Source organism: Streptomyces sp. NPDC007088, from assembly GCF_042869355.1.
GTDB lineage: Bacteria > Actinomycetota > Actinomycetes > Streptomycetales > Streptomycetaceae > Streptomyces.
The window spans coordinates 291,204-305,545 of record NZ_JBIAFO010000001.1 but is presented as its reverse complement, the minus strand read 5'-3'; the positions used below and the strand labels follow the sequence as shown (position 1 = coordinate 305,545).

The 14,342-nt window shown below is 74.9% G+C and carries 11 protein-coding genes; 7 read left to right on the top strand and 4 right to left on the bottom strand.

From position 1 onward, the window contains the following. Positions 1-17: 17 nt before the first annotated feature. From ACFYMP_RS01335 to ACFYMP_RS01325, 3 genes are all read left to right on the top strand, one after another. Entirely contained in the window at positions 18-614 is a 597-nt protein-coding gene (locus tag ACFYMP_RS01335) for an SAV_6107 family HEPN domain-containing protein (protein WP_388848554.1), read from the top strand. A gap of 70 nt (positions 615-684) precedes the next feature. Continuing rightward, complete coding sequence (locus ACFYMP_RS01330; RefSeq protein WP_388848551.1) at positions 685-1,452, top strand: methyltransferase; 768 nt, start codon at positions 685-687, stop codon at positions 1,450-1,452. A 319-nt stretch (positions 1,453-1,771) separates the two neighbouring features. Further along, entirely contained in the window at positions 1,772-2,185 is a 414-nt protein-coding gene (locus ACFYMP_RS01325; protein ID WP_388848548.1) for a DUF3040 domain-containing protein, read from the top strand. Positions 2,186-2,532: 347 nt separating this feature from the next. Here ACFYMP_RS01325 and ACFYMP_RS01320 read toward each other — a convergent pair whose 3' ends face one another. The 4 genes from ACFYMP_RS01320 to ACFYMP_RS01305 form a co-directional block, all read right to left on the bottom strand. After that, a complete protein-coding gene (locus ACFYMP_RS01320) occupies positions 2,533-4,911 on the bottom strand; it encodes a DUF3488 and DUF4129 domain-containing transglutaminase family protein (RefSeq protein ID WP_388848546.1) in 2,379 nt (792 codons plus the stop codon). A gap of 99 nt (positions 4,912-5,010) precedes the next feature. Next, entirely contained in the window at positions 5,011-6,375 is a 1,365-nt protein-coding gene (locus tag ACFYMP_RS01315) for a DUF58 domain-containing protein (RefSeq protein ID WP_388848543.1), read from the bottom strand. Next, positions 6,372-7,436 (bottom strand): AAA family ATPase, encoded by a 1,065-nt coding sequence (locus ACFYMP_RS01310; RefSeq protein ID WP_388848540.1) that lies wholly within the window; start codon positions 7,434-7,436, stop codon positions 6,372-6,374. The genes ACFYMP_RS01315 and ACFYMP_RS01310 overlap by 4 nt, the downstream gene beginning before the upstream one ends. A 311-nt stretch (positions 7,437-7,747) precedes the next feature. Beyond that, a complete protein-coding gene (locus ACFYMP_RS01305; protein WP_388848537.1) occupies positions 7,748-8,296 on the bottom strand; it encodes a beta-class carbonic anhydrase in 549 nt (182 codons plus the stop codon). Between the two features lie 590 nt (positions 8,297-8,886). Between ACFYMP_RS01305 and rsmH the strand changes: the two genes are divergently transcribed. From rsmH to ACFYMP_RS01285, 4 genes are read left to right on the top strand one after another with little or no spacing between them, the layout of a single operon-like run. Continuing rightward, on the top strand, positions 8,887-9,951 hold the full coding sequence (gene rsmH / locus ACFYMP_RS01300) for a 16S rRNA (cytosine(1402)-N(4))-methyltransferase RsmH (protein ID WP_388848534.1): 1,065 nt from the start codon (positions 8,887-8,889) through the stop codon (positions 9,949-9,951). Then, the gene (locus ACFYMP_RS01295) at positions 9,948-10,607 is read left to right on the top strand and encodes a septum formation initiator family protein (protein WP_388848531.1); all 660 of its coding nucleotides are present in this window, start codon (positions 9,948-9,950) and stop codon (positions 10,605-10,607) included. The genes rsmH and ACFYMP_RS01295 overlap by 4 nt, the downstream gene beginning before the upstream one ends. 4 nt (positions 10,608-10,611) lie before the next feature. After that, positions 10,612-12,591 carry a peptidoglycan D,D-transpeptidase FtsI family protein gene (locus tag ACFYMP_RS01290; RefSeq protein WP_388848528.1) on the top strand — a complete coding sequence of 660 codons (1,980 nt, stop codon included), beginning with the start codon at positions 10,612-10,614 and terminating at the stop codon, positions 12,589-12,591. A gap of 13 nt (positions 12,592-12,604) precedes the next feature. Continuing rightward, on the top strand, positions 12,605-14,341 hold the full coding sequence (locus ACFYMP_RS01285) for a UDP-N-acetylmuramoyl-L-alanyl-D-glutamate--2,6-diaminopimelate ligase (protein ID WP_388848525.1): 1,737 nt from the start codon (positions 12,605-12,607) through the stop codon (positions 14,339-14,341). Position 14,342: the final 1 nt, after the last annotated feature.

The following is a 14,342-nucleotide window of genomic DNA, read 5'->3' as shown; positions in this document are numbered from 1 at the left end:
ACGACAGGAGGTTCGTCATGGCCCGCAGGACCAGCACCGCCGCCCCGTCCACGCTCCAGGCCGCCCCGGGACCGGCCGCGATCACGGCCGTCCCGCGCCAGGCGAAGGCCCCGGAAGGGCTCGCGGCGGCCGACCACCGCGCCACCGACGTGCACCCCGTCCTGCGCCGCTCCGCCGCGCCGCCCGCCGCGCTCGACCTCCTCGCCCAGTCCCGCGCGGGCCTCGCCGAGGCCGCCGGGGCGCGGGAGCCGAACGAGCGGTACGCCGCCGCCCACCTCGCCGCTCTGCGCGCCGCCTCCGCCGTGCTCGCCGTCCGCGGCCGTCCCGAGCCCACCGAGCGGGCCCGCCGGCGCATCCGCAGCGTGTGGGAGGTCCTCCCGGAGATCGCTCCCGAGCTGGCCGAGTGGGCGGACCTCTTCGCCTCGGGCGCCGAGCGCCGGGCCCGCGCGGAGGCGGGGATCGCGGGGGCGGCGGGCCCCCGGGAGGCCGCCGACCTGCTGCGCGAGGCGGCCGTGTTCCTCCGGCTGGTGCAGCGCCTCGTCGGTCTGCCCTCCGCCCCCGGGACCCCGGAGGCGGCTCCGGGCCGTGCGGGGGCGACCCCCACGAGGCAATAGGGTGGGCAGCACCCGCACCCGATCACGCCCCGCCCCCGACGGCGGGTGCCGCGCCGAGGAGTCGCCTGCCGTGCCGGACCCGATGCGCCCCCGCGCCGCTCTCCGTACCGCCGTGGTCTGGGAGGTCCTCAAGGACGCCCTGGACCGCCGCGTCAAGAACGCCCAGGGAGCGGCCCTGGAGGTCCTGGACTCCGGCGGCGGCACCGGTAACTTCGCCGTCCCCGTCGCCCGGCTCGGCCACCGGGTCACCGTCGTGGACCCGAGCCCCAACGCCCTGTTCGCCCTGGAGCGCCGGGCCGCGGAGGCGGGGGTGGCCGACCGGGTGCGCGGAGTGCAGGGCGACGTCCACGGCCTGTTCGACGTCGTGGAGCGCGAGGGCTACGACGTCGTGCTGTGCCACGGCGTCCTCGAATACCTGGAGGAACCGGCGGCCGGTCTCGACAACGTCGTCGCCGCGCTGCGTCCCGGCGGCATCCTGAGCCTGCTCGCCGCGGGGCTCGGCGGGGCCGTCCTCGCCCGCGCGCTGGCCGGTCACTTCAGCGAGGCCAAGGCCGCCCTGACGGACCCCGCCGGGCGCTGGGGCGAGGGCGACCCGGTGCCGCACCGGTTCACCGCCGGGCAGCTCGGCTCCCTTGTGGGCGAGGCGGGACTGACGGTCGGCGCGGTGCACGGCGTGCGGGTCTTCGCGGATCTCGTGCCGGGGGTGCTCGTGGACACCGAGCCCGGCGCGCTGGACGCCCTGCTGAAGCTCGAATCGGCCGCGGCCGCCCTCCCGGAGTTCCATTCCGTCGCCACCCAGTTGCACGTACTCGGGGAGAAGTCCGGCACGCCCCGGTGAGAAGACGGGGCACAAAGGGCAGGAAGGCCCCGCTCCGTCCTCGCTCACGCCGTTGATCAGCGCGGAAGTGGCGCACGGGCTGTTTCCTCGACCCTCCGAACCGGGCGTGCGCGCCGTATGATCGAAGGAGTCCAATCGGCATGACGCCCCAGATCCCGGGGAACGTTGGGTGCAACTGACTGTTTCGGCGGACCCGGAGCGCGTGGCCGGTTGCGTCTGGCGGATTGGCGTAGAGGGGCGGGTTTCACGGGGGCGATTCCCTGCCTATCCTGAAGGGGACCCCCAGTCGCCCCGGCGACTGCACGATGAGGAGGACTCCGTGCCGCTCTCGGAGCACGAGCAGCGAATGCTCGAGCAAATGGAGCGAGCGCTGTACGCCGAAGATCCTAAATTCGCGACGGCGCTTGAGGGAAGCAGGCTGCGCACGTACACCCGTCGCCGGGTGTATCAGGCGGTTGCGGGCTTCCTCGTGGGGATCGCGCTCCTCATGGCCGGAATGGTCGCGCAGTGGATCTGGATCAGTGTGGTGGGATTCCTCGTCATGCTGGGGTGTGCGGTGCTCGCGGTCACCGGATGGCGCAAGGCCCCCAAGCCGGGCGAACAACCCGCGGAGGGGCAGGCGCCCGCCGGACAGCCCGCCGGAAGACGTGGCCGCTCCGGCCGCCAGCGTCGCGGCGTGATGGACCGCATCGAACAGCGGTGGCAGCGCCGCCGCGACGAGCAGGGGCAGTAGCAGCCGAGAGCCCCGCTCCGCACAACGACATGTGGCGGGCGCCCTGAGGGCGTCCGCCGATCTCGTGTGTCCGGGGGCGGGCACCTGGCAGGGGCCCGGCCCCGTTCCGCCTTACCGGCCGGGGTGACCTGCGCCGTGCCTACGGCCTGCCTACGCGTGCTGGGCCCCGCGCGAGGCGTGGCCCCGCGCGACGCGGGCAACGCGGTCTCCGTGCGCGGCGAGGCCCGCAGCCGTCGCGCGACCGCCCGATCCGCCAGGGGCCCGGACGCCGGGCGGCCCGGTCGCCCCGGTCGACCGTGGCGCCCCGTCCCGTTCCGCGTGGGCCCCACCCCTCCCGCGCGCCGCTCTCAGCTCGTGCGCGGCCGGCGCCACCGCAGCCGCTCCGCCAGCGCGGACCGGCGGTCGGAGACGGCCCACAGCACCCGGACGGCCGACCTCGGGGCCAGCTCCGCCCGCCAGCGGGCCCGGCGCCCGCACCCGGCCCGCAGGCCCGCGCGCACCCGGCGCACCTCGTCCGGCAGCCCCGGCACCGCTTCGGCCCGGGGCGCGTACCGGACCTGTTCGACCGCGACGGCCAGTCGCCCGGCGGCCTCGGCGGCCGGCCCGTCCAGCTCCCCCAGACGGACGATCCGGGCCGCCGCCGCCCGTGGGGTCAGCGCCTCGTCCGGTGCGATCCCGTGGTCCCAGGCCGTGTCCACGACCTCCTGCCAGGCCGCCAGCGTCCGGCCGGCCAGCGCCTCGGGGGAGCGCCCCACCGCGGAGGAGAGCCGCCGCGCCCGCACCCTGCGGCGCCACAGCATCGGCGACAACGGCAGCAGCAGGACCAGCACCGCCGCGAGCACGATCAGTGCCACGGCGCCCGCCGAGGTGCCGCCGCCCGAGGAGCCGACGGTCACCGCGGTCGTCGAGGAGGAGCAGTCCTCCTGGTGGCGCAGGGCCGGCGGGCAGCCCGTCTCCGAGGCGGAGGGCTCCTCGGAGGGCCCGGCGGAGGCGGAGGGGCGGGGCAGCGCGGGATCGCTGGCCGCGCTGGACGGCGTCTCCGGCTGCGTGTACTCCGGGGTCGAGCCCCGGCTCGGCGTCGGCTCGAAGCGCGTCCAGCCCACGCCCTGGAAGTACAGCTCGGGCCAGGCGTGCGCGTCGCGCAGCCCCACCGACATCCGCCCCTCGCCCACGCTCGTCCCCGGGGTGAAGCCCACCGCCACCCGCGCCGGGATGTCCAGCGTCCGGGCCATGGCCGCCATCGAGAAGGCGAAGTGGACGCAGAAGCCCTCCTTGTCCTTCAGGAAGCGCGCGATCGCCTCCGGGCCGCTACCCGCCCTGACCTGCGTGTTGTACGTGAAGCCGCCGTCGTAGGCGAACCAGTCCTGTAGCTTGACGGCCCGCTCGTAGTCGTTGTCCGCGCCCCGCGTCACCTGCCGCGCGGTCCGCGCCACGACCGGGGGGAGGTTGCCCGGGGTGCGGGTGTAGACCCGGGCCACGTCGGGCGGCGGGGGCGGGGCCTCGGACAGTTCCCGCGCGGTGGGCCGTACCTCCAGGCTCGTCACCGCGTAGTCCGCGCCGCGGGTGGTCTGCCCGCGCTCGCCCACCAGGGTGCGGCCCTCCGGTTCGAAGCGCCAGCGGCCGTCGACCTGGACCCCGGTCGCGGGATACGGCATCGGCAGCCAGTCCTGCGCGTACCAGCCCGCCGCCTTGACCCGGGTGCGCACCTGCGCGGTGTCGACGCCCGGAGCCAGTCCGGCAGGTGCGGGCAGGGTGTCGGGCACGTCGACGATGCGACGCTCCGACGGGGACCAGGACGTGCCGTCGAACTCGTCCAGGGACACGATCCGCAGGTACATGTCCTGGGTGTTCTCGCTGTCCGTGCGGTACGTCATCACCTCCCGGTCCTCGGGCTGGTTCAGGCTGTTCTGGAGGGACAGCAGCGGGTTGACCGCCGAGATCGTGCCCGTCCCGCCCTTGCCCCGGCCGCCCCCGCCCCGCCCGTCCAGCAGACCGCCGTCCAGCGCGGGCAGCGCCAGCGGCACCACCAGGGCGACACCGAGCGCGAGTACGCCGATCCGGCGGCCGGTGCGCAGCGGCGCCGTCGCCCCCCGCCCGGCGCCCGGACCGGGACGGCCCGCCGCGCGCGGAGCGGCGCCGAAGACCCGCCCCCACTGCGCGACCCGGTCCCGACCCTCCGAGAGGAGCAGCACGAGATAGCCGCCCGCCGCGAGCAGGAACCACCACCAGCCCGAACCGTCCTGCGAGAGCCCCGCCGCGACCGAGTACAGCGCGAGCAGCGGCAGACCGGCGGGCCCGGCCGCCCGCAGCGTCACCGCGAGGAAGTCCACCAGCAGGCCGATCACCAGGACCCCGCCCACGAGCATGAGCGTGATGCCGTCGGTCAGCGGGGCCGGCGTCGTATAGCTCTGCACGTCGTGCCGCCCCGCCTGGAGCAGCAGCCAGAAGCGTTCCACCGCGGCGGGCCCCGGCACGACACCGGCGAGCGCCTGGTCCCGCACGAAGGAGAAGGTCAGCAGGAACACGGTCACGAGGGACTGGATCAGCACCGTCAGCGGGCGGGAGAGCGAGGCCCGCCGGGCCAGCGCCCCCGCCCCGACCACCAGGGCCAGCAGGAACGCCACCTCGAACAGCCACTCGTACGTCTGCACCAGAGGCAGCAGCGCCCCCGCCGACAGCACAGTCGCCACCGCCGCGCACACCGCGAGCCGCCCGCGACCGCTCATCTTCCGCTCCCCGCCTCGATCCACCCCGACCGGGGACCGCCCCGGCCCCCGCCCCGTCCCGGGCCGCCCGCACCTGTCGCGGTACGCCCCGGACCCTCGTCAGCCGCCCTGGCCCGGCACCGTGACCCGGTCCGGCTCGTACGGCCGGCCGGCCGCCCGCCGCCACAGCTCGGGCAGCGCCGCGCCCCGGTCCACGTCCACCACCGTCCAGCCCGCCTCGCGCAGGCCGCGCGCCCGCCGCTCCCTGGTGTCCGGGACGTCCATCAGCTCCCCGGTGAGGTCCCAGCCGGGGCCGTCCAGCAGGAAGGCGACCGCCACCCCGCTGCGCCGGCGCATCCGGGCGACCATCGCCGCCTGCTGTTCGTCGAGTTCGCCGAGGAAGGCGACGAGCAGCCCCTCCGCGCCACCGTTCAGCGCGTCGAAGGCCCGGGAGAGGCCCGCCCCGTCCGAGTGGTCGAGGACGGCGAGCGTGTCCAGCAGCAGGCCCGCCGACTCGGCCGCGTCCTGCCCGGTACCCGCGAAACCGTCCGCGCCCTCGCCGGCGGAGGCCCCGCCCTCGTCGGTCAGCAGGCGCACGCCGAAACCGCGCTCCAGCATGTGGGCCAGCGTCGAGGCGGCGGCCGAGACGGCCCATTCGAACGCCGAGTCCGGTCCGGAACCCTCGTACGCGAGACGCCGGGTGTCCAGCAGCACCGTGCAGTGGGCCCGCTGCGGCTGCTCCTCGCGGCGCACCATCAGCTCCCCGTACCGCGCGGTGGAGCGCCAGTGGACCCGGCGCAGGTCGTCGCCGTGCCGGTAGCCGCGCGGGATCACGTCGTCCTCGCCGCTGAGCGACTGGGAGCGGCCGCGCCCGTCGCCGTACCCGGCCCACTCGCCGGACAGCCGCACCGGCGGCAGCGGCTCGACCGCGGGGATCACCGTGAGCGTGTCGTACGCCGAGAAGGAACGGGTCAGCTCGCACATCCCGAAGGGGTCGGTGAGCCGCAGCTGAAGCGGGCCCAGCGGGTAGCGCCCGCGCAGGTCCGAGCGCACCCGGTAGGAGACCTCGCGCCGGCCGCCCGCCTCCACCCGGTCCAGTACGAACCGCGGCCGCGGGCCCAGCTGGTAGGGCACCCGGTCCTGGAGCATGAGCAGTCCCGTGGGCAGCCGCGACACGTTGTCCACCCGCAGGTGCACCCGGGCCTCCGCACCGGCCGGCACCCGGGAGGGCGTCAGCCGCCTGCTGCCCGTCACCCGGTACTTCGTGCGGTACAGGACGAGGGCCGCGACCAGGGGCAGCACCGCGAGCAGCAGCCCCACCCGCAGCAGGTCCTCCTGCCCGAGCACGTACGCGCAGACCGCGGCGGCCACCCCGGCGGCGAGGAAGGACCGGCCGCGCGTGGTGAGCCCGGACAGCGCGGTGCGCACCGGCCCCCGGCCGTCCTCCCGCTCCGGCCGCGGCCCCTGCGCCTCGGCGCCCGTCACAGCGCCCGGTCCCCCGGCGGACGGCGCCGGAACGGCGAGCCGGCCGAGGCCGGGGCCGGGACCACGCCGGCGGCCTGTGGGACACCCCCGCGCGGCCCCGAGTCCGGGATCGGCGTCTGCTGCACGAGGTCGCTCACGATCTGCTCCGAGGTCCGGCGGCCCAGCTGCGCCTGCGCCGTCGGCAGCAGACGGTGGGCGAGCACCGGCACGGCCAGGGCCTGCACGTCGTCGGGCAGCACGTACTCGCGGCCGGCCAGCGCGGCCGAGGCCCTCGCCGCGCGCACGAGGTGCAGCGTCGCGCGCGGGGAGGCACCGAGCCGCAGCTCGGGGTGGTTGCGCGTCGCGTTGACCAGCTGGACGGCGTACCGCTGGATGTCCTGCGCGAGGTACACCGAACGCACCGCCTCGATGAGCTTGGCGATCTCGTGCACGTGCGCCACCGGCTGGAGGTCCTCCAGCGGGGAGAGCGCGCCGTGCGACTCCAGCATCTTCAGCTCCGCCTCCGGAGCCGGGTACCCCATCGACACGCGCGCCATGAAACGGTCCCGCTGCGCCTCGGGCAGCGGGTACGTCCCCTCCATCTCCACCGGGTTCTGCGTGGCGACGACCATGAAGGGGCTCGGCAGCTCGTAGGTCCGCCCGTCGATCGTGACCTGGCGCTCCTCCATCGACTCCAGCAGCGCCGACTGGGTCTTGGGGGAGGCGCGGTTGATCTCGTCCCCGATCACGATCTGCGCGAAGATCGCCCCGGGCTTGAACTCGAAGTCCTTGCGCCGCTGGTCGTAGACCGACACCCCGGTGATGTCCGAGGGCAGCAGGTCGGGCGTGAACTGGATGCGCCGCACCGAGGCGTCCACCGACCGCGCCAGCGCCTTCGCCAGCATCGTCTTGCCGACACCGGGTACATCCTCGATGAGCAGGTGGCCCCCGGCCAGCAGGACGGTCAGCGACAGCCGTACGACCTCCGGCTTGCCCTCGATCACGCTCTCGACCGCGGCACGCACCCGTTCGGCGGTGCTGGTCAGATCCGTGAGGCTCGCTCGATCGTCATACGTCGTCACCCGGCCCTCCTCGGCCTTTGCCCCCCGCTCCACGGGAGCGGGGGTTCACCCCAATACCGGGCCGCGGTCCTTCCGGACGGACCGGCCCACCCCGACATACGGACGCCGTGCGGAAATGGTTCCGCACGGGGGTCCCCACCGCATTCTTGTTGCCGTTCTCGGTTCGTGTCACTCGCCTGCGGACAACTCAGGGGGGAATGTCGGGTCTTCGTGGCTTTTCGGAGACGGATGTGGCGTACCGGAGGCGGGTGTGGCGTACGGGGAGGAGGCGCGCGACCGTGCCCGGCCCGCCCGTACCGGGCACGGAGGCGTCAGGCCGCCGGGTCGATCTCGCGCAGCAGACCGGTCGTGACGTCGAAGACGAAGCCCCGGACGTCGTCGGTGTGGAGCAGGAACGGGGAGGTGCGCACCCGCTGCATCGACTGCCGCACGTCCTGCTCGGCGTCCGCGAAGGCCTCGACCGCCCACGAGGGGCGCTGCCCGACCTCCAGCTCCAGCTCGTGCCGGAAGTCCTCGGTCAGGGACTCCAGACCGCAGCCGGTGTGGTGGATCAGGGCCACGCTGCGGGTGCCCAGGGCGCGCTGGCTGATGGTCAGCGAACGGATCACGTCGTCGGTCACCACGCCGCCCGCGTTGCGGATCGTGTGGCAGTCGCCCAGCTCCAAGCCGAGCGCCGCGTGCAGGTCGAGCCGGGCGTCCATGCACGCGACGACGGCGACCTTGAGAACCGGGCGGGCGTCCATCCCCGGGTCGGTGAACGCGTCGGCGTAGTGGCGGTTGGCGTTCACGAGACGGTCGGTGACCGTGCTGTCCGTGCGTATCGGCTGCTCAGCGGCGGAGGAGGGTGCGGAAGGCGTCATGACTAAGACGGTAATCGGTGCGCGGGGGCCAGTCATGCGGTGGGAGCGCACAAAGAAGATCGCCGGGAGTTGTCGGGGCGGTCCCCCCGGCCCCGTCCGCCCGCCGCGCGCGGGCCCGCCCGTGCGCGCGGCGCCCGCGCCGGTGCGCGCACCGGCGCCCGGCCGGCCCCCGCCCCCTGCCCGGCGCCCCGGCCGGCGGGCCGCCGACCGGGTGAGGGGAAGGGGCCCCGGACCTGCGCCGGGGGCTCCGCGACGCGCAGGCCGGTTGATTGACCGGGCGACACCGTGGACTAAAGTGGCGCGAAGCGGGACCCGGACACCCGCTGGACTGCCGCAGTCCCGTGCTTCCCGGAGAATCCCGGCCGTGCCGGACCTGTCCGGGAACAACCTCCACGAGGCGCACAGCGCGGCGCGTACGTACGGCCCGGCCCCCTCCCGTTCCGGCCGGCGCTCGCCCCAGCGGCGCGCGCGGGCCACATCCCCTTCTGAGCGGGAGGGGACCAGCCCGTACGTCCCGCCGCGCACACCGCCCGGGGAGGGCCGCGATGCCAGGGCGCGAAGCGCCTTCCGACGAGGGTGACGGGCGACATATGCACGAGGACCAGACGCCGGAAGGCGTCACGCAGCGGACCACCCCCGGTCCGCGGGCGCCGCGGCGGGACGCGCCGGCGGCCGCGCCGGACACCCCCGCCGCCGGGGCGGCCGGCCCGCGCCATGTCCCCGTCATGCTCCGCCGCTGCCTCGACCTGCTCGGCCCGGCCCTCGCCGAACCCGGAGCGGTCGTCGTCGACTGCACCCTCGGCCTCGGCGGCCACAGCGAGGCGCTGCTGAACACCTTCCCCGCCGCCCGCCTCGTCGCCCTCGACCGGGACAAGGAGGCGCTGCGCCTCGCCGGGGAACGCCTCGCGCCCTTCGGCGACCGGGCCACCCTCGTGCACGCCGTCTACGACGAACTGCCCGAGGTCCTCGACCGGCTCGGACTGCCCCGCGCCCAGGGCGTCCTGTTCGACCTCGGGGTCTCCTCGATGCAGCTCGACGAGGCCGGCCGGGGCTTCGCCTACGCCCAGGACGCGCCGCTGGACATGCGGATGGACCAGTCGACGGGGATCAGCGCCGCCGAGGTCCTCAACACCTACCCGCCCGGGGAACTCGTGCGCATCCTGCGCGCCTACGGCGAGGAGAAGCAGGCCAAGCGGATCGTCTCGGCCGTCGTGCGCGAGCGCGAGAAGGAGCCCTTCACGGGCAGCGCCCGGCTCGTCGAGCTGATCAGGGACGCCCTGCCGCAGGCCGCCAAACGCACCGGCGGCAACCCCGCCAAGCGCACCTTCCAGGCGCTGCGCATCGAGGTCAACGGGGAACTCGCGGTACTCGAACGCGCCATCCCCGCGGCCGTCTCCGCGCTCGCGGTCGGAGGCCGGATCGCGGTGCTGTCCTACCACTCGCTGGAGGACCGGCTCGTCAAGCAGGTGTTCGCCGCCAAGGCCGCCAACACCGCGCCCCCCGGACTGCCCGTCGTCCCCGAGCGCTACCAGCCCCGCCTGAAACTGCTGACCCGGGGCGCCGAGCTGCCCACCGAGGAAGAGGTCGCCGAGAACCGCCGGGCCGCACCGGCACGGCTGCGGGGTGCGCAGCGCATCCGCGAGGAGGCGCTGTGACCGCGAAACCCCTGCGCGGCCGGGGCGCGGCCCTCGCCCGGCTGCTGCCCACGGGTTCCTCCGGCGCCGCCCGTGCCCCCTTCGTCCTGCTCGTCGTCCTCCTGCTCGGCGGCGGGCTGATCACCCTCCTCGTGCTCAACTCCTCGCTCAACGAGGGCTCCTTCCAGCTGAGCCGGCTCAAGAAGCAGACCACCGACCTCACCGACGAGCAGCAGGAACTCCAGCGGGACGTGGACGGCTACGCGGCGCCGGACGCCCTCGCCCGCCGCGCCGCCGAACTCGGCATGGTGCCCGGCGGCACGCCCGCCTTCCTCGGCCCCGAGGGCACCGTGCGCGGAGTGCCCTCCGCCGCGCCCGAGGACTCCGCGCTGCGGCAGCTCGCCGGCCGGCCGGGGGACAGCCCCTCGCCCTCCCCCTCCGAGGAGGCGTCCCCCTCTGAGGAAGCGTCCCCCTCCGAGGAGGTGTCCCCCTTAGAGGAGGCGCCCGCCGCCCCGGACGCCTTGGCGCCCCAGCCCTCCCCGGCCGCTCCGGTGCCGGGCGGCGCGCCCCTCGCCCCGGCCGCTCCGTCCGCGCCCGTCCCGTCCCCGCTCGTCCCTCCCCCCTCCGTCGTGTCCACCCCGGGCGGGTGGTCCTCGCCCCCGACCTCCAGCAGGTGACGCCGTGACCGACAGGGAACCGCCCCGGCGCAGGGTGCCCAAACCGGCGAGGACCGGGGAACGGGGCGGCCCCGGCCGTCCCGGCCCCCGCCCGCCCCGGCGCCCCGACCCGGGCGCCGCCCCGCGCGGCGGCCGGCCCCGCGGCGGACGGAGCGGACCGCGCACCATCCGGCTGGGCAGCCCCCGCCCCCGGCTGCGCATGGTCGGCCTCGGCCTCACCCTCGTCATGGCCGTCTTCGTGGGCAGGCTGCTCCAGGTGCAGGTCGTCGACGCCGGCTCGTTCACCACCGCCGCCCAGAAGAACCGCGTGGTCAGCCGCGAGATCGCCCCGGAACGCGGGGCCATCACCGACCGCGACGGAGTGGAGCTCGCGACCACCGTCGACGCGTACGACATCACCGCCGACCCCACGATGTTCAGCCCCGAGCAGACCAAGGTGAAGGACGCCCCCGAGCAGGCCGCCGCCCTGATCGCCCCGATCCTCGGCGTCGAGGAGAAGACCGTCGCCGAGAAGCTGCGCACCGGGGGCGGGGTGCGGTACGTCATGCTGGCGCGCCGCCGGACGCCCCAGGTGTGGACCCAGATCAAGGACCTCAAGACCGCCTTCGCCGAACGCGCCACCAAGGCCGCGCCCAGCGTGCTCGCCGGGATCTTCCAGGAGTCCAGCAGCAAGCGGGTGTACCCGAACGGCGAACTCGCGGCCGGGACACTGGGCTGGGTCAACTCCGAGGGCAAGGGCGCGGGCGGACTGGAGGCCCAGCTCGACAAGGACCTCTCGGGCACCCCGGGACAGATCCGCTTCGCCCAGGCGGGCGGGCGCCAGGTACCGACCGCGGGCGGCAGCGAGAAACCCGCCGTCCCCGGCGAGGACATCGAACTCACCCTCAACCGCGACATCCAGTGGGCCGCCCAGCAGGCGATCGGCGAACAGGTCGCGAAGTCCAAGGCCGACCGCGGGTACGTGATAGTGCAGGACACCCGGACCGGTGAGGTGCTCGCGATGGCGAACGCGCCCGGCTTCGACCCCAACGACCTCTCCAAGGCCGATGTGAACGCCCTGGGCAACCCCGCGCTGCAGGACGTCTACGAACCCGGCTCCACCAGCAAGATCATGTCGATGGCCGCCGTACTGGAGGAGAACGCCGCGACCCCCGGCACCCACGTCACGGTGCCCAACCGGCTGCACCGCGGCGACCGGCTCTTCCAGGACGACGTCGACCACCCCACCTGGCAGCTCACCCTCAACGGGGTGCTCGCCAAGTCCTCGAACATCGGCACCATCCTCGCCACCGGGCAGCTCGGCACAACGCAGCCCGAGGCCAACCGGGTCCTCTACTCCTACCTGCACAAGTTCGGCATCGGCCAGGCCAGCGGCCTCGGCTTCCCCGGCGAGACCCCGGGCATCCTCGCGCCGCCCGACAAGTGGTCCACCTCGCAGCAGTACACGATCCCCTTCGGGCAGGGGCTGTCCATCAACGCGATGCAGGCCGCCTCCGTCTACTCGACCATCGCCAACGGCGGGGTGCGGATCGCCCCGACCCTGGTGCGCGGCACGAAGGGCGAGGACGGACGCCTCGTCCCCGCGAAGAAGCCGGAGAAGACCCGGGTGGTCAGCGAGAAGACCGCCCGGACCCTGGCCACGATGCTCGAATCGGTCGTCGACGACGAGGAGGGCACCGGCGCCCTCGCCCGCATCCCCGGCTACCGGGTCGCGGGCAAGACCGGTACCGCCAACCGGGTCGACCCCAAGACCGGCCGCTACCGCGGCTACACCTCCTCCTTCGCCGGCTTCGCCCCCGCCGACAAACCCCGCGTGACCGTCTACTGCGCGATCCAGAACCCCACCAAGGGCAGCTACTTCGGCGGGCAGATCTGCGGGCCCATCTACAAGAAGGTCATGGAGTTCGCCCTCAAGACCCTCCAGGTCCCGCCCACCGGCGCCCCCGCCGCCCGACTGCCCGTCACCTTCACTGCCGGAGACTGACCAGGAACCGCCCGTGACAACGATCACTCCCGAACCAGGGAACCCCCCGGAGGACTTGCCCACCCGGCAGGAACCGCCGCACAGTCCAGGCCCCTCATTTCGCGACGACCCGGGTGCGCCCGGTACGCTCACCGCCGTGCCACGCTCCGATGAGTCCCAAACCCCCCGGGAGAGCGGTCCCGTGACGTATCCCGGTCCCCCCCGCCCCGCCAAGACCGCGGCGATCCCCCTCGACCGCCTCGCCGAAGAGCTGGGCGTCAGGACCCGCGGCGGTACGGCGGACCCCGCCGCCGCCGATGTCACCGGCATCACCCACGACTCCCGTGCGGTGCGCCCCGGTGACGTCTACGCCGCGCTGCCCGGCGCCCGCTTCCACGGCGCGGACTTCTCCGCTCAGGCGGCGAGCCTGGGCGCGGCGGCCGTGCTGACCGATCCGGCGGGCGCGGAACGCGCCCTCGCGAGCGGGCTCCCGGTCCTCGTGGTCGGCGATCCGCGCGGCCGGATGGGTGCTCTCGCCGCCGAGATCTACGGCAGGCCCGGCGAGGCCCTGCTCCAGCTCGGCATCACCGGCACCTCCGGGAAGACCACCACCGCGTACCTCGTGGAGGGCGGCCTGCGCGAGGCCGGGCGGCGCACCGGACTCGTCGGCACCGTCGAGACGCGCATCGGGGACGAGCGGCTCAAGTCCGAGCGCACCACCCCCGAGGCCACCGACCTCCAGGCGCTGTTCGGCGTCATGCGGGAACGCGGCGTCGACGCCGTCGCCATGGAGGTCTCCAGCCACGCCCTCGTGCTCGGCCGGGTCGACGGCTGCGTCTTCGACGTCGCCGTCTTCACCAACCTCAGCCCGGAACACATGGAGTTCCACTCCGACATGGAGGACTACTTCCGGGCCAAGGCGCAACTGTTCACCCGCAAACGCAGCAAACGCGGGGTCGTCAACCACGACGACGAGTACGGGCGCAGGCTCGCGGTCGAGGCCGAGGTGCCCGTCACCACCTTCTCGGCCGAGGGCCACCCCGACGCCGACTGGCGGGCCGAGGAGGTCGAGATCGGGCCGCGCACCTCCGCCTTCACGATCGTCGGCCCCGACGGCGCCCGCTACGCGGCCGTCGCACCCCTGCCCGGCCCCTTCAACGTCGCCAACACCCTCGCCGCCGTCGTCGCCCTCGCCGAGGCCGGGATCGCCCCGCAGACCGCCGCCGACGGCGTCGCCGCCGTCCCCGGCGTCCCCGGCCGGCTGGAGCGGGTGGAGGCCGGACAGCCCTACCTCGCCGTCGTGGACTACGCCCACAAGACCGACGCCGTCGAATCGGTGCTGCGCTCGCTGCGCAAGGTCACCGAGGGCAAGGTGCACATCGTCCTCGGCTGCGGCGGGGACCGGGACGTCACCAAACGCGGACCGATGGGCGCCGCCGCGGCCCGGCTCGCCGACACCGCCGTACTCACCTCCGACAACCCCCGCAGCGAGGACCCCCTCGCCATCCTGGCCACCATGCTCGCGGGCGCCGCCGACGTACCCGTGCACGAGCGCGGCGACGTCCTCGTGGACGCCGACCGGGCCGCCGCCATCGCGGCCGCCGTCGCCCGCGCCGAGCCCGGGGACACCGTGCTGGTGGCCGGGAAGGGACATGAGCAGGGCCAGGACATCAACGGCGTCGTCCGTGCCTTCGACGACCGCCAGGTGCTCCAGGAAGCCATCCGGAAAGCCGCGGCCACCCCGGCCGCGCACCAGAAAAGCGTGGGATGAA

What these genes read in the sequence shown, in the direction of transcription:
- ACFYMP_RS01320 (WP_388848546.1), bottom strand. Translation starts at nt 4,911, where the DNA reads ATGAGCGGTCGCGGGCGGCTCGCGGTGTGCGCGGCGGTGGCGACTGTG.
- ACFYMP_RS01305 (WP_388848537.1), bottom strand. Translation starts at nt 8,296, where the DNA reads ATGACGCCTTCCGCACCCTCCTCCGCCGCTGAGCAGCCGATACGCACG.
- ACFYMP_RS01335 (WP_388848554.1), top strand. Translation starts at nt 18, where the DNA reads ATGGCCCGCAGGACCAGCACCGCCGCCCCGTCCACGCTCCAGGCCGCC.
- rsmH (WP_388848534.1), top strand. Translation starts at nt 8,887, where the DNA reads ATGCACGAGGACCAGACGCCGGAAGGCGTCACGCAGCGGACCACCCCC.